Below are 19,364 nucleotides of genomic sequence, written 5' to 3'. Positions count from 1 at the left end.
AACCGGAGCGCTCATGTGGCAGGCCATCTACGATACGCGTGGTGACGCTCCGCACTCCCGGATCCGGTGTGTGGAGCGCGAGACGCCAACGCCCGGGGCCGGTGAGGTGCTGCTGGAAATGCTCGCGGCGCCCATCAACCCGTCCGATGTTCTCACCATCACCGGACAGTACGGCGCGCTGCCGCCGCTGCCGGCGGTAGGCGGCAACGAGGGTGTTGCGCGCGTCGCACAACTGGGAGCCGATGTTCAGCGGCTGGCCGTCGGTGATCTGGTCCTCATGCCGGTGGGCGCCGGGAGCTGGAGCACGCATGCCGTCGCCAGGGCCGACACGCTGCTGCCACTCCCTGCCGGCGGCGATCTGCTCCAGCTGGCCATGCTCACGGTCAACCCGCCCACCGCGTCGCTCCTGCTGTCGGAATTCGTCACCCTCGCTCCCGGCGACTGGGTCGTGCAGAACGCGGCGAACAGCGCCGTGGGCGAGTATCTCATTCAGCTGGCGCGTGCGCGCGGCCTTCGCACCGTGAGTGTGGTGCGCCGCGACGCCATGGTGCCCGTGCTGGAAGCGCTCGGTGGCGACGTTGTGCTGGTTGACGGTCCCGATCTGCCCGAGCGGGTGGCGGCTGCCACCCAGGGCGCCAAGGTGCGCGTTGCCTTCGATGCCGTGGGGGGCACCGCCACCGATCGGCTGGCGCGCTCCGTGGCCATTGGCGGCACCGTGGTGAATTACGGCGCCATGAGCGGCGACGCCTGCAAGGTGGCCCCCGGGTCGTTCGTCTTTCGCGACGTCACACTGCGCGGTTTCTGGCTGGCCTTCTGGTTCCGGCGTGCCACGGGCGAGCAGCAGCGCGCCCTGTATGGGGAGCTCGCGCAACGTGTCGCCGAGGGGACGCTGGCGGCGCGCGTCGATCGCACCTTCCGGCTGGCGCAGATCCAGGATGCCGTGGCCTATGCTGCCGCCGGCGGACGCAACGGCAAGGTGCTGCTGGTGCCCTGAGCCGGCTACACGGCATCCACCGCGAACAGCCGCGTCACCTCGGCGTCGTACGCTGCCAGCGCTGCCGCGGTGGTGGTTTCGTTCCACTGGAGCGCGGCGGCCATGTGCGGTGCAATGTGTCGTGCCGCCGCGCGACCGTGATCGCGCGTTTCGAAGGCAATGTGCGTGCGACGCACCAGGACATCCGCAAGCGTGCACGCCAGCTCGTGTGTCACCGCATGCGGCACCTCGGCCAGCACATACGGCAGCTGCTCCACGATGCGCGTACCAAGCAGCGCGTCGGCCTCCGCGTACTGCCAGACCCGCCGCCAGTGGGCGCCGTACGACTGCGCCAGCTGCTCGCCCACCGCGGCGTCCCGTGTCGTCGCGCGCGCTTCGGCCAGCAGGGTTTCGCGGTGCGGGAACGCGCCGCCGGGCAGTGGGGTGCTGGCACTGTCCTGCGGGGGACGACGCGAGACGAGGCCGGCACCGGTGGCCGCCACCCCGCGGGTGGCATGGGACAGCACATCGGCGGCCATGGCGCGGTAGGTGGTGAGCTTGCCCCCGGTCACACTGACCAGCCCATCGGCACGGTGTATCACGGCATGTTCGCGTGACGCCGATCCCGCGTTCCCGGTGCCGGCCCGCGCCGCGGCCAGAGGGCGAATACCGCACCACGCGCTGATCACGTCGTCGCGCGACAGGCGGGCATCGCCGAACTGTCCGTTGACGCTCTGGAGCAGGTAGGTGATCTCGGCTTCCGTGGCGCGGATCTCGTCGGGGCCGCTGCGCGCGGCCCGCTCGGTGGTGCCAATGATGGTGTGCGCCCCCGCCGGCAGCACGAACATGACGCGCCCGTCGAGCGGCGAGACCATCGTCACCGCCTCGTGGTTCCCCACGCGGTTCCGCGGCACGGCAATGTGCGAGCCCGCAGAACCGAGCAGTTGCGTGCCCTGGCTCTCGCCGGTGAGTGCCGCGGTGGCATCGCTCCATGGCCCGGTGGCGTTCACCACCACATGCGCCTGCACCGACAGCTGCTGATTACCGAGCCGATCGTGCACGAGCACCCCGGCAAGCCGGCCGCCGCTGCGCACGCCACCCACCACGGCCGCATGGTTCACGATCACCGCCCCGGCGTCATGCGCGGCCAGGGCCGTGGCCAGCGTGAGGCGCGTGTCATTGGTTGCCGCGTCCCAGTACCGGGCGCCCCCCTTGAGCCCATGCGTGGTGAGTGCAGGCTCCTGCGCATGCACCTCGGCCGCCGAGAGTCCCTGGTGCGGGTGCACGTTGCGAAAGAGCGACAGGGCATCGTACAGCGCCAGTCCGGCGCGCACCTTCCAGAGCGGCACCCGCGCCCCTTCGTAGACGGGCCACGTGAAGGCCAGCGGGCGCACCAGATGCGGCGCGAGCTGCAGGAGCAGCCGACGTTCGCGGCTCGACTCGAAGACGAGCCCGAGATGTCCATGCTCGAGGTAGCGCACCCCGCCGTGCACCAGCCGCGAGGAACGACTGGAGGTGCCGGCCGCAAAATCGTCACGCTCGAGCAGTGCGGTGCGGTACCCGGCAAGCGCCGCCTCGCGCGCCACGCCGGCGCCCGTAATGCCGCCGCCGATCACGACCAGATCGAAGGGCTCACTGCCAAGCGCGGCCAGTGCCGCGGTGCGGTGCGGTGGCGATGGTGGTGCGCTGCTCCCCATGCCGCATCATCGCGACCGGACCGGCACCCGGCAAGCGCAGGCCGTCGGCCCCGTGGCACACCGGTTATCTTTGCCCCATGCCCACCTTTGGTAACGGCCGACGTATCGCCATCATCGCCGGCGTCCGCACGCCGTTTGCGCGCTCCGGCACAGCGCTCAAGGACCTCACCGCCATCGACCTCGGTCGCGCCGCCGTCGGGGAGCTGGTGCAGCGCACCAGCCTCGACACCGGCACGGTGGACCTGCTGGTGTACGGGACGGTCATCCCGTCGGTCATCGCCCCCAACATCGCGCGCGAACTCGCGCTCATGCCGCACTTTCCGCGTACCGTGCAGGCCTACACCGTGGGACGCGCCTGCGCGTCGTCCAATCAGGCCATCACCGACGCGGCCGACCAGATTGCGCTGGGGCACGCCGACGTGGCCATCGCCGGGGGAAGCGAGAGTCTCACGCAGGTCCCCATTCTGCATTCCCGCGGCATGAGCGACATCCTCGTGGCCGCCTCGAAGGCCAAGAGCATGAGCCAGCGCGTGGCCACACTCGCGCGCGTGCGACCGAGCGACTTCGTGCCCATCACGCCGGCCATCGCGGAGCCCAGCACCGGCGAGACCATGGGGCAGAGCGCCGACAAGATGGCCAAGCTGAACGGCATCAGTCGCGAGGCGCAGGATCGTTTCGCCGTGCGCTCCCATGAGCTGGCGGCGCGCGGCCTCGACGACGGCCGGCTTGCAGCCGAGATCGTCCCCCTGCCCGTGCCCCCCGCCTACGACAGCATGCTCACCACCGACAACGGGGTGCGGCGCGACAGCCGCTACGAGCAGCTGGCGCAGCTCAAGCCCGTGTTCGATCGGCAGTACGGCACCGTCACGGCAGGCAATGCCTCGCCGCTCACCGACGGCGCGAGTGCCGTGCTCCTCATGAGCGAGGAGCGAGCACGGAGTCTGGGCTACACCCCGTTGGCGTTCATTCGGTCATATGCCTACGCGGCCGTGGATCCGGGGGAGCAGCTGCTCCAGGCGCCGGTGCTGGCCGCGCCCCTCGCGCTCCAGCGCGCCGGCCTGTCGCTGGCCGACATCGATCTCGTGGAAATGCACGAAGCCTTCGCGGCGCAGGTGTTGAGCAACCTGCAGGGGCTCGCGTCGAAAGCATGGGCGGCCCGCGCCGGACTGGCCGCCCCCGTGGGCGAGGTGAACCCCGACCGGCTCAACGTCATGGGTGGCTCACTCTCCATTGGCCACCCCTTCGGGGCGACCGGCGCGCGCGTACTCACCACGCTGTGCAACGAACTGCAGCGGCGCGGCGGGCAGTTCGGCCTGTTGACCGTGTGTGCCGCCGGCGGACTCGGCCACGCGATGATCGTGGAGCGCGCGTGATGCCCGCATCGCAGAGCAGCGGAGTCGAGGAGGGTCTCGTGGCCGACGCGGAGACGGGGGTGACGTGCACGGTGGAGCAGGGCGTGGCCGTGATCTGCTACGACCAGCCGGGCTCGCCGGTGAACACGCTCAACTCCCGGGTGGCGCCGGTGTTCGACGGCCTCTTCCGGCGTATCGCGGAGGACGAGGCGATCGTGGGTGCCGTCCTGCTGAGCGGGAAGCCCGACAGCTGGATTGCCGGTGCCGATATCGACGAGCTCACGCGCATCGACACGGCGGCAGAGGCCGAGGCGCTCTCGCGCGCCGGTCAGGCGGTGCTCGATCGACTGGCGGCCATGCGCAAGCCGGTGGTGGCGGCGGTGCATGGCGCGGCGCTGGGCGGCGGGCTGGAAGTGGCGCTGGCGTGCCGGCATCGTGTGGCCACGGACCACGCCAAGACGGTACTTGCCCTCCCCGAGGTGCAGCTGGGGCTCATTCCCGGCGCCGGCGGAACCCAGCGCCTGCCGCGCACGGTGGGGTTGCAGGCCGCGCTCGACATGATCCTGACCGGGCGCAACATCAGGGCCCGCAAGGCGTGGCAGATGGGGTTGGTGCACGAGCTGGTGCATCCCGCCATCCTGCGCGAGGTGGCGGTGCGTCGTGTGCACGACCTCGCCGCAGGGCGCCCCACTCCGACGCGCCGTCGCGCCAGCGGCGCCGCAGCGGTGCTGCTCGAAGACAATGCGTTGGGGCGCATGATCGTCTTCCGCAAGGCGCGCGAAGGGGTGATGGCCAAGACACGGGGCAAATACCCCGCGCCGCTCGCCGCCATCGACGTGATCCAGCAGGGGTACGCGGAAGGCATGGAAGCCGGGCTGAAGGAAGAGGCGCGACGGTTCGGGGAGCTCGCCATGTCACCGGTGTGCCGACAGCTCACGTATCTCTTCTTTGCCACCACGGCGCTCAAGAAGGACAGCGGGCTGCCCGACGGCGTGGAGGCCACGCCCGCCGCGGTGCGCAAGGTGGGGGTGCTCGGGGCCGGCTTCATGGGTGCCGGCATCGCCGGCGTGGCCGTGCAGGCGGGCACGCAGGTGCGGCTCAAGGATGCGTCGGTGGAGCGATTGGCCACGGGATGGCGCGCGGTGCGCGACGTGCTGCGTGAACGGCTGCGCAAGAAGCAGCTGACCCGCACGCAGTTCGACGACACGCTGGCGCTGGTTGGCAGCACCACCGATTACCGTGGCTTTGCCAACGCCGACCTCGTGATCGAAGCGGTCTTCGAGGATCTTGCGGTGAAGCATCAGGTGCTGCGCGAAACGCAGGAGGCGGCGCCCCGTGCCATCTTCGCCTCGAACACCAGCACGATTCCCATTCGCGACATTGCCGAGGCGTCGGCGCGTCCCGAGCAGGTGGTGGGGATGCACTTCTTCTCGCCGGTGCACAAGATGCCGCTGCTCGAAGTGATCGTGACGCCACGCACGAGTGCCGCCACGACCGCCACGGCCGTGCACTACGGCCGGCAGCTGGGCAAGACGGTCATCGTGGTGCAGGATGGCGCGGGGTTCTACGTCAATCGCATCCTCGCGCCCTATCTCAACGAGGCGGGACGCCTGCTGGACGAGGGCGCGCGCATCGAGGAACTCGACGCGGCGCTGGTGGACTTCGGTTTCCCGGTCGGTCCCATCACCCTGCTCGATGAAGTGGGGCTCGACATTGCCGGCAAGTCGGGGCCGATCATGGTGGCGGCGTACGGCGATCGCATGCTCCCATCGGACACGCTGCGACGCGTCGTGGAGAGCGGTCGGCTGGGACGCAAGGCACGGAACGGCTTCTATCGGTACGACGAGCACGGCAAGCGCGACGGGGTGGACGAGAGCGTCTACGCGCTAACGCCCGCCGGTGCGTCACGGCAGGCGATGGGGGCCGGCGAGATGCAGACCCGCTGCGTCCTCCCCCTGCTCAACGAGGCGGTGCGCTGTCTGCAGCACGGCATCATCCGCAGCGCGCGTGACGGTGACATCGGCGCCGTGTTCGGCATTGGCTTTCCGCCCTTCCTTGGCGGTCCGTTCCGCTACCTCGACACACTGGGCCTCCCCGCCGTGGTGGCGCAGCTGGACACGTTCAACGCCCGCTTCCCCGGCCGCTTCGAACCGGCGGCCCTGCTCCGGGAAATGGCGGCAAGCGGGCGCCGCTTCCACCCCTGATCCCCTGCCATATGTCGACCCCCGCACTGCATCCGCGCATTCACGAGGTGATCGCCGCGCTGGAGGACGCCCAGCGTGAAACCGAGGCACTGCTGGCCATGCTCACCCCCGCGGATGAAGCGCGACGTTTGGGTGACGGCTGGACGGTGGCACAGGTGCTCGAACACATGGCCATCGTGGAGAGCGGCGCGGGACGTGTGGTGAGTACCATCGCCAAGCAGGTGGCCGACCAGCCCGAAGTGAGCGACGAGCCGGTCGCACCGTCGGTGCTGCGCTTCAAGGTGGCCGACCCGACCGTGCGCAAGGTGACCGCCCCGGACATGGTGCAGCCGGTTCAGGGATCACCGGTGGCTGAATCGGCCGAGCAGATGCGCACGGCGCGCGCTCGACTCATTGCGGCGTTCGTCGCCGCGTCGGGACGCGCCCTCGGACAGGCGCACTTTCCGCACCCGCTGTTCGGCCCACTCGACGGCTATCAGTGGGGACACCTCGCCGCACAGCATCAGCTCCGCCATCTGGTGCAGATCCGCACCATCCTGGCCTCCTGACTCATGTCGCTGCCCATGCCACGCTTCGCGTTCTCCCGTCGCGCCGTGCTTCCGGGTGCGGCACTCGCCGTCACCGTCCTTGCTGGCTGTGCCGCGGCCCCGGGCACGGCGCAACCCGCCGCGTCCGCAGTCGCGCTGCCGCGCACCCGCGCCGAACGCACCGACTATCGCGAAACGTCGTCGTACGCCGACGTTATGCATTTCCTCGATTCGCTGCGCGCGCTGGGCGCCCCCATCAGCGTCAGCGAGCTGGCGCGCTCCCCCATGGGCAAGGCGGTGCCCCTCGTGGTGGCCTCGCGCCCGGTCGTGCGCACGCCGGCCGAGGCGCGGCGGCTGGGACGGCCGGTGGTGTACGTGCAGGCCAACATTCACGCCGGCGAGGTGGAGGGAAAGGAGGCCGTGCTGGCGCTGCTGCGCGACTGGTCCTTCGGGGCCCGCCCCAACGTGCTCGATTCGCTGGTGCTGGTGGTGGTTCCCATCTACAACAGCGACGGCAACGACAAGCTCGCGCCACAGGCTCGCAACCGCGGGGCGCAGAACGGCCCGGAGATGATCGGCGAACGACCGAACGGCGCCGGACTCGATCTCAATCGTGATTACGTGAAGGCCGAAGCCCCTGAGACGGTGGGGGCACTCGCGGCGTTCGCTGCCTGGACACCCGACGTGTTCATGGATCTGCACACGACCAACGGCAGCTACCATGGCTACGCGCTCACCTACTCGCCGTCGCTGCATCCGGCGGCGCCGCTGGCGCCCTTCACCGCCGACACGCTGCTTCCGGAGATCCGTCGCCGCATGAAGGCGAAGCACGGCTTCGAGGTGTTTCCCTACGGCAACTTCACCGGGGCCAACGGGCGCGAGAGCCTCGCCGCCGACGTCAAGTCGGGGTGGGCCACCTACGAGCACAAGCAGCGGTACGGCACCAACTACGTGGGATTGCGTGGCGCCGTGAGCATCCTCAGCGAAGCCTACTCGCACGATCCATTCGCGCGCCGCGTGGCGAGCACGCGGGCGTTCGTGCAGGAGATCCTGAGCTACGTGGCGGAAGACCGGCCGCGCATCCTGCGCCGGGTGGCAACCGGTGTGGCGGCGGCCACCTTCACCGGCGCCCGGCGCGCCGACATTCCCATTCGTGGCCGCTTTACGAGCCGGCCCGATACCCAACCCGTGCTGGTCGAGCGCCTCGACCGCGTGGCCGACACGACCCAGCTCACCGAGCCAGGGGTGCCGCGCGGCCTCCGGCGGTCGGGGGTGATCACGGCGCAGCGCATGCCGGTGGTCGACCGTTTTGAGGCCGCGCTCACCCGTACCGCCTCGCCGTATGGCTACGCCATTGAGGGCGACTGGCCGCGCGCGCGCGAACTGCTCACGGCGCACGGCGTGGCCTTCCGCACCCTCACCGCCCCGGCCTCCGTGACGCTGCGGGAGTTCGTCGTCGACTCGGTGGTGGCCAGCGGACGCCCCTTCCAGGGACACCGGGAAATGTCCGTGCAGGGCCGGTGGCGTGACACCACCCGCACGCTCGCCATCGGCACCATCATTGTGGCGGCCGGGACGCCGCAGGATCTGGTGGCACTGCTGCTGCTCGACCCGGAGAGCGACGACGGTCTGCTCACGTGGAACGTCTTCGATGCCGCGCTCGCCAAGGGCGCGGTGGCGCCGGTTGTGCGCCTGGCCGCGCCCATCCGCTAGTTTTCTGCCATGCTCAGGACGTCCCTCCTCTATCTCTCGCGCCAGCAGCGCGTCTTCGACTTCGTCAAGAACGTCGGGTTCGCACGCAAGATGGCGTCGCGCTTCGTGGCTGGCGAAACGATCAGCACCGCCGTCGAGGCGGTGGCGCAACTGAACGCCAAAGGCATTTCCGCGTCACTCGACCTGCTCGGCGAAAGTGTGCACAGCGAGGCGGAGGCGCGAGCGACCGGGCGACACTACCTCGAAATCCTCGATCGCATTCACGAGCGCCAGCTCAACGCGAACGTGTCGGTCAAGCTCACGGCGCTTGGGCAGGACATCTCCGATGACCTCGGGGTCGAGGTGGTGCGCGAAGTGATCGCGCGCGCGCGGCAGTACGACAGCTTCGTGCGGCTCGACATGGAGTCCAGCGCCTACACCGATCGCACGCTCGATACCTTCGAGCGGCACCTGTTCCCGGGCTTCGAGAACAACGTGGGCATCGTGCTGCAGAGCTCCCTGCGCCGCACGCTCGACGACGTGGCGCGCGCAAACCGCCTCTCGGCGCGCGTGCGCATCTGCAAGGGCGCCTACCTCGAGCCCCCCGAGGTGGCGTTCCCCGACAAGGCCGACGTGGACAGGAACTACGTGGCCGCGATGCACAAGCTGATGACCGAGGGGCGCTACCCCGGCATCGCCACGCACGACGAGGCCATCATTGCCGAAGCCAAGCGGTTCGCCAAGGCGCAGGGAATCGCCCCCGACCGCTTCGAGTTCCAGATGCTCTACGGCGTGCGTCGTGACCTGCAGGAGCAGATCGTGAAGGAAGGGTACCGCATGCGCGTCTATGTGCCCTTCGGCAGCCAGTGGTATCCCTATCTCATGCGCCGCCTGGCCGAACGTCCGGCCAACATTGCGTTCATGGCCGGCAACATCGTGAAGGAGTCGCTTGGCCGCTGAGCAGGGCGATGCGTCGCCGACGGTACACCACGGCCATCATCAGCCGCCCGATCACGCAGCCGGCGATGAGCGGACGCTGGGCGGCTACATGGCGGTGCACAAGCGGCCGGCTGCCTTCGAGGGCGCCGACGGGTTCTCCTACTCGGTGGACATCCTCACGGATACCACGGGTGTGCCGGAGGCGCCGTGGGGCGCGTACCTGTTCTTCGTGCGCTGGAGCCACGGGGAACCCGAGGTACAGGGGCATCGCGAAACCGATTTCCTTGTCACAGGGGCGAGTGAAGCGGTGGTGCGGCACCAGGTTGGCGCCATGCAACTCGCCACCGTAAAGGCCACACTGGATGGGCTCATTCGCACCCGGTCCGCACCGTGACGCGCGACGCGAGCCTGTTCGTGCAGCAGGGGCCTATGCCACCGCCTGATCACGCCGTGGAAGGCGTCGTTGTGCAGGGCACGGGCGGGGTCTGGGATGTGCGGCTCGCGAGCGGGTCCGTGGTGTCGGCGTCCCTGCGTGGGCGCCTCAAGCACGAGGCGCACGGGGCACTCAAGCTGGCCGTGGGCGACCGCGTGCGGTTGAGTTGGGACAACGGCGACCCGGGCGCGTGGTTCATCACCGACATTCATGAGCGCACCAGCAAGCTGGCGCGACGCGCGCCCGGCGGAGCGCGCGGCGAACGTGTGGTGGTGGCCAATCTCGACCAGGTGCTCGTGGTCTTTGCCGCCGCGCGTCCGGAGCCACACCCGCGCATGCTCGACCGGTTCCTGGTCATTGCGGAGGCCAACGGACTGCACGCGCGCATCGTGGTGAACAAGTGCGATCTCGTGCCCCCCGAGGCGGCGCGCGCCCTCTTCGCCGAACACGTGGCGGCGGGATACCCGGTGCACTACACGAGTGTGAAGACCGGCGAAGGGCTCGAGGCGCTGCGGGCGGAGCTGGCGGGCCGGAGCTCGGCGCTCTCCGGCCCTTCGGGGGTGGGGAAGTCGTCGCTCATGAACGAGCTGTTCCCGGGGCTCAAGCTGCGGACGGCAGCGATCAGCGACAGCGTGAACAAGGGGCGCCACACCACGGTCGGTGCCGTGCTGCATCCGTTGCCGGGCGGTGGGTTTCTGGCCGATACCCCCGGTCTGCGCGAGGTGGGGCTCTGGGGGATCGATCCCGCGGAGCTGCCGCACTGTTTCCCGGAGTTCGTCCCCCTGCTCGGTTCCTGCCGGTTTGCCGATTGCCTGCATACCGTGGAGCCGGCGTGCGCGATCCGTGATGCCGTCGAGCGCGGCACGATCGCCCGCGGTCGCTACGAAAGCTACGTGAAGCTGCGCGAGGAGTTGGCGGCGTAGGGCGTTGTCCACGGCGCGGCGCCGCGGTCCCGGACGTCCAGGCGACTCCGGAGGTTCCGGAGGTTCCGGCAGGAACCGCAGACCGCGGCTGGGGATTGGCCCGATATGACGTCTTCCCTTGTTCTCATCGTCGGTGCCACTGGTGGCATTGGCCAGGCGCTCGCCCACCGGCTGCACGCCGCCGGCGTGCCCCTCCTGCTCGCGGCGCGGCGCGCCGAACCGCTGGCGGCCCTTGGCGCCGCGGTGGAGGCGCCCACCCAGGTGACGGATGCGACCGACTGGAACCAGCTTGACGCCCTCGTCGACGCGGCGGCTGCGCACGCGGCGTCGCGTGGCACCACGCTGGGCGGGGTGGTGAACACGGCCGGCTCCCTGCTCCTCAAGCCGGCCCATCTGACCCGCGCGGATGAATACCAGCAGGTGATCGCGCAGAACCTTACGACGGCGTTCGGAGTCATGCGCGCGGCCGCCCGCGTGCTGACCGGCGGCGGGAGCGTCGTGCTGTGCAGCACGGCGGCGGTGCGGATCGGCCTGGCCAACCACGAGGCCATCGCGGCGGCCAAGGGAGGCGTGGAGGGACTCGTGCGCTCGGCGGCGGCCACCTACGCGGCGCGCGGACTTCGCGTGAACGCGGTGGCCCCCGGGCTCGTGGCGTCGCCCCTCACGGCGCGCATCACCGGGTCGGCGCCGGCGCTCGCCGCCTCACAGGCCATGCACGCGCTCGGCCGCATCGGGACGCCGGACGAGGTGGCGTCCCTCATCGCCTGGCTCACCGGCCCCGACGCCGGCTGGGTGACCGGCCAGGTGTTCGGTATCGATGGCGGGCTGGGGAGCGTGCGGACGCGTTAGCGCCGGACGCTCCGCCTGCCGCCGCGCTCACCACTCGCTGACGTCGCCCCACGCAACCCAACCCAGCGCTCCTCCCTTGAACAAGGGACCGAGCCGGCCGAGCTCCGCCGACTTCGCCGTCAGGGCCGCGATCTCCTCGGCGGTGAACTTGCCCTCGAGGGCCTTCTTCAACTCCGGGTCCGACTGTGCCATGGCCCACAGCGCCATGCGCTCCCGCAGCAGGCCAAATTCCTCGCGCGTCATGGCCTTCCGCGCCTCAGGCGTTGGCTCCAGCGGCTTTGCGTACTTGCCGTTCAACCACGGCTGCTCGGAGCCGTCCACGTACGCCTGCCCGCGGATTGAGGCTTCCAGGGCAATCAGCTCGGGGGGCTGGTGCGGATACGCGCAGCGGCCACCCATGGCGATGACCTGTGTGGTGGCCGAGAGCACCAGTATCGAGTCACGGAGCGCAATGACCGCCTTGGCGTCCTTGCGGGCCATCGCAGCCTGCACACGCTTCTCCATCGCCTCGCCCTGCTTCTGCATCCCCTCGAGCCGGGCAATGCTCTTCTCGTCCATCGACATCATGGCGGCCGGGCTCACCGACTTCTGCGCCGCCGACACGCACTCTTCGGCCGCCTTCCGCTTCGCCTCGTAGGCGGCTCTCGGCGTTACGGCAGCGAGCGTGAGTTCAGCGGTGGCGACGAGCGGTTGAAGGCTGGTCAGCACCAGATCCAGCCGCTCGGGGGTGATGGTCGTGTTCGCCTTCTTCGCGCTGCTGTTCGCACTCGGCTCCGCCAGACCAGCCTTCGTCTTCGCGGCGTCCTTGATCGCGTCAGCGCCCATCTTCTTGAGTCGGCCGAGCTGAGCGGAGGCCGGCGTGGACAGGGGGCCGAGGGCGGCGGCGCCGAGCAGGACGACGGTGATCCAACGGAGACGGCGCATGGCGCAACTCCCGAGGGGATGATGTGAGTGAAAGCCTGTCGGATAATCTCGGCAATTGGCCGTCGACGGCAAGTCGGCGGTCGGTATGGGGGGCCCCGGGCCACGGCGTGGCGCCGGGCGGGTCCAGTGCGGGTCTCAGCGCGGGCGCGCGACGATCGCCAGCGGTACGGCCCGCAGGCCGGGCCAGCGGGACGTCTCCTCGCCGCGGCCGATCCGCAATTGCGCCGACAAGCCGCCGTCGAGCATCAGGGCCTCGGTGGCCCCGAGTCGCAAGGCGATCTCGGCCATTTCGGGGGTCGTGGGACCGATCGGCACCCGTTCGACGGCCCGTGTGAGGCCGCTCCCGGCGTCGGCGTAGCGCGACAGGAGGACCAGCAGCATCCCATCGCGCCGCAGGCCGATTACGAGACGCGCGTCCCGATGGGTACGATCAAGGTCGCTGCCCTCGCACAGGGCTGGAACCGGAAGGCCATTCATGAGAAGCTGCGGATATGACTGCACCGCCTCCTCCCAGCGCGCGTCGAGGGTCGCGGCCGGCAGGGTGTGTGCCGGCAAGATGGCCGGCTTGCCAGCAGTGTCCACCGCGAATGCCCCCGCCAGGGCGCCGGCACCCGGTGCGGCCCGGTCACGGCCGCGATGGCGCACCCAGCCCCACGGGCCGGTATCCGTGAACTGGCCGGCGTTGAACGCGAGAATGGCCTCCGGGGGCGCCTCATCGATCGTCCATGGGCCCAGCGCATTCCCCTGCCGGGCGATTTCCAGCGTGAGCGTTAGGCGGGCGGGATCGACCACCGCCACGATGATCCGGTTGCGTACCCCCTCGGTGCCCAACCGGACCGGCCACTCGGCCCAGCGCACGATGCTGCCGTGCCAGCGCAAGTTCGGCTGGAGCGCGGGTGTTGCCTCGCGCGGCTGACAGCGGACAGCGTCGATGCGGGTCGCGTCGAGGTGCGCGGTGCCGCTGGCAACTGCCGTCGACCCACCGGAACGGACCGGCGCACGCGGTCGCGACTGGGTGCCCATCGGCGTCACGCTCGCCGTGGCGAGACTTGCAAAGACGAGGCCGGTGGTGGCGCGCACCAGCCGCCACCGGCGCCCGCAGCTCACGGGGAGAGGCGCCGCTTCACCCAGCGCCCGGCTTCCTTCCGGAATTGAATGCGATCGTGCAGGCGGCTGGGGCGCCCTTGCCAGAATTCAATTTCCTCGGGCACCACCCGGAACCCGCCCCAGTGCTCGGGCAAGGGCACGGCGCCGCCGGCGAAGCGCTGCTCATTCGCGGCCAGCTGCGCTTCCAGCGTCTCGCGCGACGGCAGCACGCTGCTCTGCGACGACGTCCACGCGCCAATGCGACTGGGCAGGGGGCGCGTCTGGAAGTAAGCGTCGGACTCGGCACGACTCACCCGCTGCACCGCGCCGTTGATGCGTACCTGCCGCTCCAGCTCGGGCCAGAAGAAGCAAAGCGATGCGCACGGATTGTCGGCCAGCTCCGTGCCCTTGCGACTGCGGTAGTCGGTGTAGAACACGAAGCCGCGGTCATCCACCCCCTTGAGCAGCACGATGCGCGCCGAGGGATAGGCATCGGGGGTGGCCGTTGCCAGGCACATGGCGTTGGGTTCGAGGACCTCGGCCTTGACCGCCTCGTTGAACCAAACGGAGAACTGCGCGATGGGATCAGTCGCCACGTCGGCTTCGGAGAGCGCGTGACGTTGGTATTCCTTGCGGATGTCGGCGATGGACATGGCAGGAAGGCTAACCTACCCTCCGTGTCATGTCATCCACGAAGACAACCCCGCTCGAGCTCTACGCCGACAGGGTGTCCGTGGTGCTGGAAAGGCGATCGCCGACTGGCCGCTGCCATCGAACAACTGCGCCAGACCTACCCCGAGGTGGTCGAGCACAAGTTCGGCGGTCGCTACGGGGTGAGCGGCGCTCAGCCCACCGAGGTCTTCGTGGAGGCGCTGCAGCGGGTGGCCAGCGAGTAGGCGGAAGGAACTCAGTACCAGGAACTCGAACTCACGACTCACCACTCGAGTTTTGGGTGGTGAGTTCGAGTAGTGGGTATTGAGTCTCCCCTTGCCTACACCTCCACCAGCGGCAGTGCCGCGCGCGGATACGACTCCGGTACGCCCTCGAATGGATCGCCAACGAGTGGCTCGCCATCGGGCGTTTCCAGCACGAAGCCGGCGTCCTCGATCATGCGCAGGTCCTCGCGCGCCGTTTGCCCCTGCGTGGTGAGGTAGTCGCCCACGAAGATGGAGTTGGCGGGGTACAGCCCCATGACCTGCATGCTGCGCAGGTGCACCTCGCGGCCCCCGCTGATGCGGATCTCCTGCGTGGGCAGCAGCAGGCGATACAGCGAAAGGATGCGCAGGCACTGGCGCGGGTCGAGCTGACGCACCCCTTCGAGCTTCGTGCCCGGTACCGGGATGAGGAAGTTCACCGGCACGCTCTTCACCTCGAGTTCACGCAGGGAAAGCGCCAGGTCGATGACGTCGTCGTGGCTTTCGCCCATGCCGAGGATGCCGCCGCTGCAGGTCTTCATACCGGCCTTCTTCACCGCTTCCACCGTGTTCACGCGATCCTCGAACGTGTGCGTGTTCACGATCTCCGGTGTGTAATTGGCCGACGTGTTGAGGTTGTGGTTCACCGTCTCCACGCCGGCCTCCTTGAGGCGCAGGACCTGCTCCTCGTTGAGCAGCCCGAGGCAGGCGCAGATCTTGAGGTCGTGCTTGGCGCGCACCGCCTTCACGGCGTCCAGCACCTTGCCGAAGACCGTCTCGCCCGGGGAGCGACCGGAGATCACCATGCACAGCGTACCGGCCTTGAGCTGCGCGGCACGGTCGGCGGCCTCCATGATGCGATCCTGCGCCAGCATGGGGTACTTCTCGATCTCGGCGGCGGAAATCTTGGACTGCGAGCAGTAGCCGCAGTCCTCCGGGCACAGCCCGCTCTGCGCGTTGAGCAGGAAGTGCAGGCGCACGCGATTGCCCCACGTGGCGCGCCGCACACGGTAGGCGGCGGCCAACTGGTCGAGTAGCTGATCGTCGGGCGCGGTGAGCACGGCGCGGGCTTCATCGCGGGACAGCAGGTCACCGGCGAGTGCCTTGTCGGCGAGCGACTGCCAGATGGGGAGCACGGTCATGGGACGAAAGGCAAGAGTGAATGGGCGCGACGCGCCGGAGCTGCGCTAAGTGTAAAGGGTTGTCACGCGCGACGCGGCGCCCAGCAGTGCGTCCAGCCCCGAGGCGTGCGCCGCATCGGCGAGCGCGTCGAAATCATCCACGCGATCGACCCACGGAAAGCGCAGCAGACGCTGCGTGGGCAGCAGCTCGCGCAGCACATCGAAGTTGGTGGCTTCCGCCACCGTCGCGTCATGGTCGGTGAGCGAGGTGAGCACGATTCCCAGCAGCGGCAGCCGCGCGCGCTCGAGCGCCTGAACGGTGAGCAGCACGTGGTTGAGTACTCCGAGGCGGTTCCCCGCCACCAGGACCATGTCGCACTGCCAGCTGGCGAACAGATCGGCGTACGACAGCGAGGCAGTGAGCGGCACCAGCAGGCCCCCGGCGCCTTCCACGAGCAGCAGCTCCTGACCGCGCTCCAGCGCCGTGCGCGCCTCCACCAGGCGATCGAGCGCAATCGTCACGCCGGCGCGTCTGGCCGCCACCATGGGGGCCAGCGGCTCGCGCAGGACGTAGGGACGGACCAGCGACAGCGGGTGCACGTTGCCGCACGCCGCGCGCAGGCGGTCGGCATCGGACAGCAGGCCGCTCTCCGACACCGGCCGCTCGTCGATCCCCGACTCCGCCGGCTTCATGGCCGCCACGCGCATCCCCAACTGCCGCGCGCGTGCCGCCAGGGCACAGCTCACCACCGTCTTGCCGATACCGGTGTCGGTGCCGGTAATCCCCAGCCGGCGTACCTGAGGGAGCGCATCAGTCATCGATCGGACCTCCGGTGGGCAGTGGGGCTGCGCGCTCCCCGTCGAGAAAGCGGTGCAGCACGGAGTACACGCGATCGAGCTCGTCGTCGCGAGTGCAGTAGGGCGGTAGACAATAGGCCACGTTCCCCAGCGGACGAATGAGGACGCCCTGCTGCAGCGAGAACGCCGCCAGCTCGCGGCCAATCTCACTGAGATATCCGGACGGCGCCTCCAGCTCCACGGCCGCCACGGTGCCGAGCTGTCGCACGGCCTTCACTCCCGGTACATCGCGCAGGGCGGCAAGATGCCGCGTATGGCAGTCGGCAATGCGCCGGCGGGCTCCGTCGCACGCCTCGTCGAACAGTGCCAGCGATGCGAGCGCGGCCGCGCAGGCAATCGGATTGGCCGTGTACGAGTGGCCGTGAAAGAACGTCTTGCGACGGTCACTGCTGGAGAAGGTCTCGAAGATCGCCTCGGTGGCCACGGTGGCGCCCAGTGGCAGGACGCCGCCCGTGATCCCCTTGGACAGGCAGATGAGATCGGGGCGTACGTTGGCCAGCGTGCAGGCGAACATGGGCCCTGTACGCCCGAACCCCGTCATCACCTCGTCGGCAATGAGATGCACGCCCGCTGCCGACGTGCGCTCCCGCAGCGCCTGCAGCACGCGCGTGTCCCACACGCGCATGCCGCTGGCGCCCAGCACCAGCGGCTCCACGATGACCGCGGCCAGCTCCGGGCCGCGCGCGTCCAGCAGCGCGTCGAGCGCGCGCACCGTGTCGCCCTCGGAGGGGTCGGGGAGTCGCGCCACCTCGAAGAGCAGTGGCTCGTACATGTGCGTGAAGACCCCGCGCGCGCCGGCCGCCATGGCGCCAAAGGTGTCGCCATGATACGCATTGTCGAGAGCGGCAATGAGCCGACGGGGCGTCCCCTGGTTGGCGAATGACTGCAGCGACAGCTTGATCGCCACCTCCACTGCCGTGGATCCATCGTCACTGAAGAACACGCGCGACAAGCCTGCGGGGAGCCGCTCGACCAGCGCGGCCGCCAGCCGTGCCGCCGGTTCGTGCGTGAAACCGGCAAAGATCACCTGATCGAGCGTGCGCGCCTGATCGGCGATCGCCTGCACCAGCGCCGGGTGGCAGTGACCGTGTGTCGTGACCCACCACGACGAAATGGCATCGAGCACGGCCTGGCCGTTTGTATCGAACAGCCAGCTGCCCGCCGCGCGCGCGATGGGCCGTGGGAGCGGCGCCTGATGATGCTGGGTGTAGGGATGCCACACGTGGGCGGCATCGAGCGACAGAAAGGAAGGGGCCATGCAGCGCCTGCGCGCGAAGGAAGAAACGGTGCCGCGCGAGTCAGACTCGGCGCAGCACGTCGATGAGCGTGGCGCCGAGGGCGTCCACCAGCTCCACGGGATGCACCGCGGACATGGAGATGCGCAGACGCGACGTTCCGGCCGGCACGGTGGGCGGGCGCACGCCCCCCACGAGGAATCCGCGGCGTCGCAGATCGGCCACCGTGGCCATCGTGCGCACGGCGTCACCGATCAGCAGCGGGATGATGTGCCCATCCTCCGGGCCGGTGACCTGCAGTCCGGCCGCAAGGAGGCGCCGGCGCAGCCGCCGGGCGCGGTCACGCACCGCATCGCGGCGCCACCCTTCCACCTCGGCAATGCGCAACGCCTCGAGCGTGGCGGCGGCCATCGCCGGCGGCGATCCGGTGGTGAAGATGAACGAGCGCGCGCGGCTCACGAGGAACTCCACGAGCTCCTGTGAGCCACCCACGTAGGCGCCGGCCGTGCCAAGCGCCTTGCCGAGCGTACCCACCACCACGTCGACATCGCGGGAGACGCCGAAGTGTTCGAGGCTGCCGGCGCCGGTGGCGCCCAGGACGCCGGTGCCATGGGCATCGTCCACGTAGGTCCACGCCTCATGGTGCCGGGCAATGGGCACGAGCCGGTCGAGCGGACAGTAGTCGCCGTCCATGGAGAATACGCCCTCCACCACGATGAGTGCCCGACGGAACTGCGAACGCTCGGCGGCCAGCATGCGTTCGAGCGCATCGAGGTCGTTGTGCGGAAAGACGCGCACCGTGGCGCGCGACAGTCGGCAGCCATCGATGAGCGACGCGTGATTGAGCGCGTCGGAGTAGATCACGTCGCCACGGTCGGCCAGCGCCGGAATGGCGCCCACGTTGACCATGTATCCGGACGGAAAGAGCAGCGTGTAGTCGCACCCCTTGAGCCGGGCGAGTGTGTGCTCGAGCGCCTCGTGTATGGGATGGTTGCCGGAGATGAGCCGGGCGGCCGCCGCGCCCGTGCCCTCCGCCTGCAGCACGGCATGGGCCGCGCGCGCCACGCGCGGATCGCTCGCCAACCCCAGGTAATCGTTGGAGGCGAAGTCGGCCACCCGGTCGCCGCCCAGCAGCACGGTGCCCGCACGCCGCTGCTGCACCTGACGCAGCGCGCGCTTGAGCCCCTGCGCTTCCAACGCGCGCAACGCGTCGTCGAGCGCCGCGTTCATGGTGGAGGGGGGCAGCAGCGGGTGATCGGAAAACGGCGAACTCACGGCCTCCTCACTGGATCACGAAGGTGAGCTGTGTCTTCGTGGGATGCGCCGAGCAGACGCCACCGAAGGTGCCAGGCGGCACCGTATAGTCGGTCTGTTGGCCGGCCGGCACGGTGAACATGGCGAGGCGATGCTGCACCGTATCCTCGTTGACCACGCGAATCTTCCGCTTGGGGCCACGGCCGCCCACGAAGACCGTGTCGGGCAACGGGGTGTCGCGGCCAAGGGCATCGGTCACCACGGCCACGCCACCGCGCTGCACGCGAATGAGCGTGTCGGGGCGCGGCCAGCTCCACCACACCACCGCGGCGGTGCCACTGATGATCGCCACGAGCGTGGCGACACGGTGCAGGGTCATGAGG

The 19,364-nt window shown here is 69.6% G+C and carries 18 protein-coding genes; 9 read left to right on the top strand and 9 right to left on the bottom strand.

All coding sequences use genetic code 11. The features are described 5' to 3' along the window. Positions 1–13: 13 nt before the first annotated feature. Positions 14–994: a zinc-dependent alcohol dehydrogenase family protein gene (locus tag O9271_RS00370; RefSeq protein WP_298265064.1), complete on the top strand. Its 981-nt coding sequence runs from the start codon at positions 14–16 to the stop codon at positions 992–994. Between the two features lie 5 nt (positions 995–999). Here O9271_RS00370 and O9271_RS00365 read toward each other — a convergent pair whose 3' ends face one another. After that, the gene (locus O9271_RS00365; RefSeq protein WP_298265062.1) at positions 1,000–2,670 is read right to left on the bottom strand and encodes a glycerol-3-phosphate dehydrogenase/oxidase; all 1,671 of its coding nucleotides are present in this window, start codon (positions 2,668–2,670) and stop codon (positions 1,000–1,002) included. Between the two features lie 77 nt (positions 2,671–2,747). On the opposite strand from O9271_RS00365, the gene fadI reads away from it, so the two are divergent. The 8 genes from fadI to O9271_RS00325 all read left to right on the top strand — a co-directional run bounded on the left by fadI (position 2,748) and on the right by O9271_RS00325 (position 11,589). Beyond that, positions 2,748–4,043: an acetyl-CoA C-acyltransferase FadI gene (gene fadI, locus O9271_RS00360; protein WP_298265060.1), complete on the top strand. Its 1,296-nt coding sequence runs from the start codon at positions 2,748–2,750 to the stop codon at positions 4,041–4,043. Further along, positions 4,043–6,226 carry a fatty acid oxidation complex subunit alpha FadJ gene (gene fadJ, locus O9271_RS00355; protein WP_298265059.1) on the top strand — a complete coding sequence of 728 codons (2,184 nt, stop codon included), beginning with the start codon at positions 4,043–4,045 and terminating at the stop codon, positions 6,224–6,226. Before fadI ends, fadJ begins: the two co-directional genes overlap by 1 nt. A gap of 11 nt (positions 6,227–6,237) precedes the next feature. After that, positions 6,238–6,774 carry a DinB family protein gene (locus tag O9271_RS00350; protein WP_298265056.1) on the top strand — a complete coding sequence of 179 codons (537 nt, stop codon included), beginning with the start codon at positions 6,238–6,240 and terminating at the stop codon, positions 6,772–6,774. Positions 6,775–6,777: 3 nt separating this feature from the next. After that, positions 6,778–8,466: a M14 family zinc carboxypeptidase gene (locus tag O9271_RS00345; protein WP_298265054.1), complete on the top strand. Its 1,689-nt coding sequence runs from the start codon at positions 6,778–6,780 to the stop codon at positions 8,464–8,466. A gap of 9 nt (positions 8,467–8,475) precedes the next feature. Continuing rightward, positions 8,476–9,405: a proline dehydrogenase family protein gene (locus tag O9271_RS00340; RefSeq protein WP_298265052.1), complete on the top strand. Its 930-nt coding sequence runs from the start codon at positions 8,476–8,478 to the stop codon at positions 9,403–9,405. Continuing rightward, complete coding sequence (locus tag O9271_RS00335) at positions 9,395–9,778, top strand: hypothetical protein (protein WP_298265050.1); 384 nt, start codon at positions 9,395–9,397, stop codon at positions 9,776–9,778. Before O9271_RS00340 ends, O9271_RS00335 begins: the two co-directional genes overlap by 11 nt. Continuing rightward, positions 9,775–10,740 carry a ribosome small subunit-dependent GTPase A gene (gene rsgA, locus O9271_RS00330; RefSeq protein WP_298265046.1) on the top strand — a complete coding sequence of 322 codons (966 nt, stop codon included), beginning with the start codon at positions 9,775–9,777 and terminating at the stop codon, positions 10,738–10,740. Before O9271_RS00335 ends, rsgA begins: the two co-directional genes overlap by 4 nt. 105 nt (positions 10,741–10,845) lie before the next feature. After that, positions 10,846–11,589 (top strand): SDR family oxidoreductase, encoded by a 744-nt coding sequence (locus tag O9271_RS00325; protein WP_298265043.1) that lies wholly within the window; start codon positions 10,846–10,848, stop codon positions 11,587–11,589. 27 nt (positions 11,590–11,616) lie between these two features. Here the strand turns inward: O9271_RS00325 and O9271_RS00320 are convergent, their stop codons facing one another. The 8 genes from O9271_RS00320 to O9271_RS00285 form a co-directional block, all read right to left on the bottom strand. Continuing rightward, the gene (locus tag O9271_RS00320; protein ID WP_298265040.1) at positions 11,617–12,513 is read right to left on the bottom strand and encodes a hypothetical protein; all 897 of its coding nucleotides are present in this window, start codon (positions 12,511–12,513) and stop codon (positions 11,617–11,619) included. A 135-nt stretch (positions 12,514–12,648) separates the two neighbouring features. Beyond that, positions 12,649–13,593: a phosphodiester glycosidase family protein gene (locus O9271_RS00315; RefSeq protein WP_298265037.1), complete on the bottom strand. Its 945-nt coding sequence runs from the start codon at positions 13,591–13,593 to the stop codon at positions 12,649–12,651. Between the two features lie 23 nt (positions 13,594–13,616). Then, positions 13,617–14,252: a pyridoxamine 5'-phosphate oxidase gene (gene pdxH / locus O9271_RS00310; RefSeq protein ID WP_298265035.1), complete on the bottom strand. Its 636-nt coding sequence runs from the start codon at positions 14,250–14,252 to the stop codon at positions 13,617–13,619. Between the two features lie 338 nt (positions 14,253–14,590). Next, positions 14,591–15,655 (bottom strand): biotin synthase BioB, encoded by a 1,065-nt coding sequence (gene bioB / locus O9271_RS00305; RefSeq protein ID WP_298265033.1) that lies wholly within the window; start codon positions 15,653–15,655, stop codon positions 14,591–14,593. A 45-nt stretch (positions 15,656–15,700) separates the two neighbouring features. Next, positions 15,701–16,453 (bottom strand): dethiobiotin synthase, encoded by a 753-nt coding sequence (gene bioD, locus O9271_RS00300; RefSeq protein WP_298265030.1) that lies wholly within the window; start codon positions 16,451–16,453, stop codon positions 15,701–15,703. Continuing rightward, the gene (locus O9271_RS00295; RefSeq protein WP_343213854.1) at positions 16,446–17,735 is read right to left on the bottom strand and encodes an adenosylmethionine--8-amino-7-oxononanoate transaminase; all 1,290 of its coding nucleotides are present in this window, start codon (positions 17,733–17,735) and stop codon (positions 16,446–16,448) included. Before O9271_RS00295 ends, bioD begins: the two co-directional genes overlap by 8 nt. 55 nt (positions 17,736–17,790) lie before the next feature. Further along, entirely contained in the window at positions 17,791–19,002 is a 1,212-nt protein-coding gene (bioF, locus tag O9271_RS00290) for an 8-amino-7-oxononanoate synthase (protein ID WP_298265024.1), read from the bottom strand. 7 nt (positions 19,003–19,009) lie between these two features. Further along, positions 19,010–19,360, bottom strand: coding sequence for a hypothetical protein (locus O9271_RS00285; RefSeq protein WP_298265021.1), 351 nt, complete (start codon positions 19,358–19,360; stop codon positions 19,010–19,012). Positions 19,361–19,364 lie beyond the last annotated feature (4 nt).

Origin of the sequence: Gemmatimonas sp. (assembly GCF_027531815.1) — a bacterium.
Lineage (GTDB): Bacteria > Gemmatimonadota > Gemmatimonadetes > Gemmatimonadales > Gemmatimonadaceae > Gemmatimonas.
This window is presented reverse-complemented; position numbering and strand designations above follow the sequence as displayed.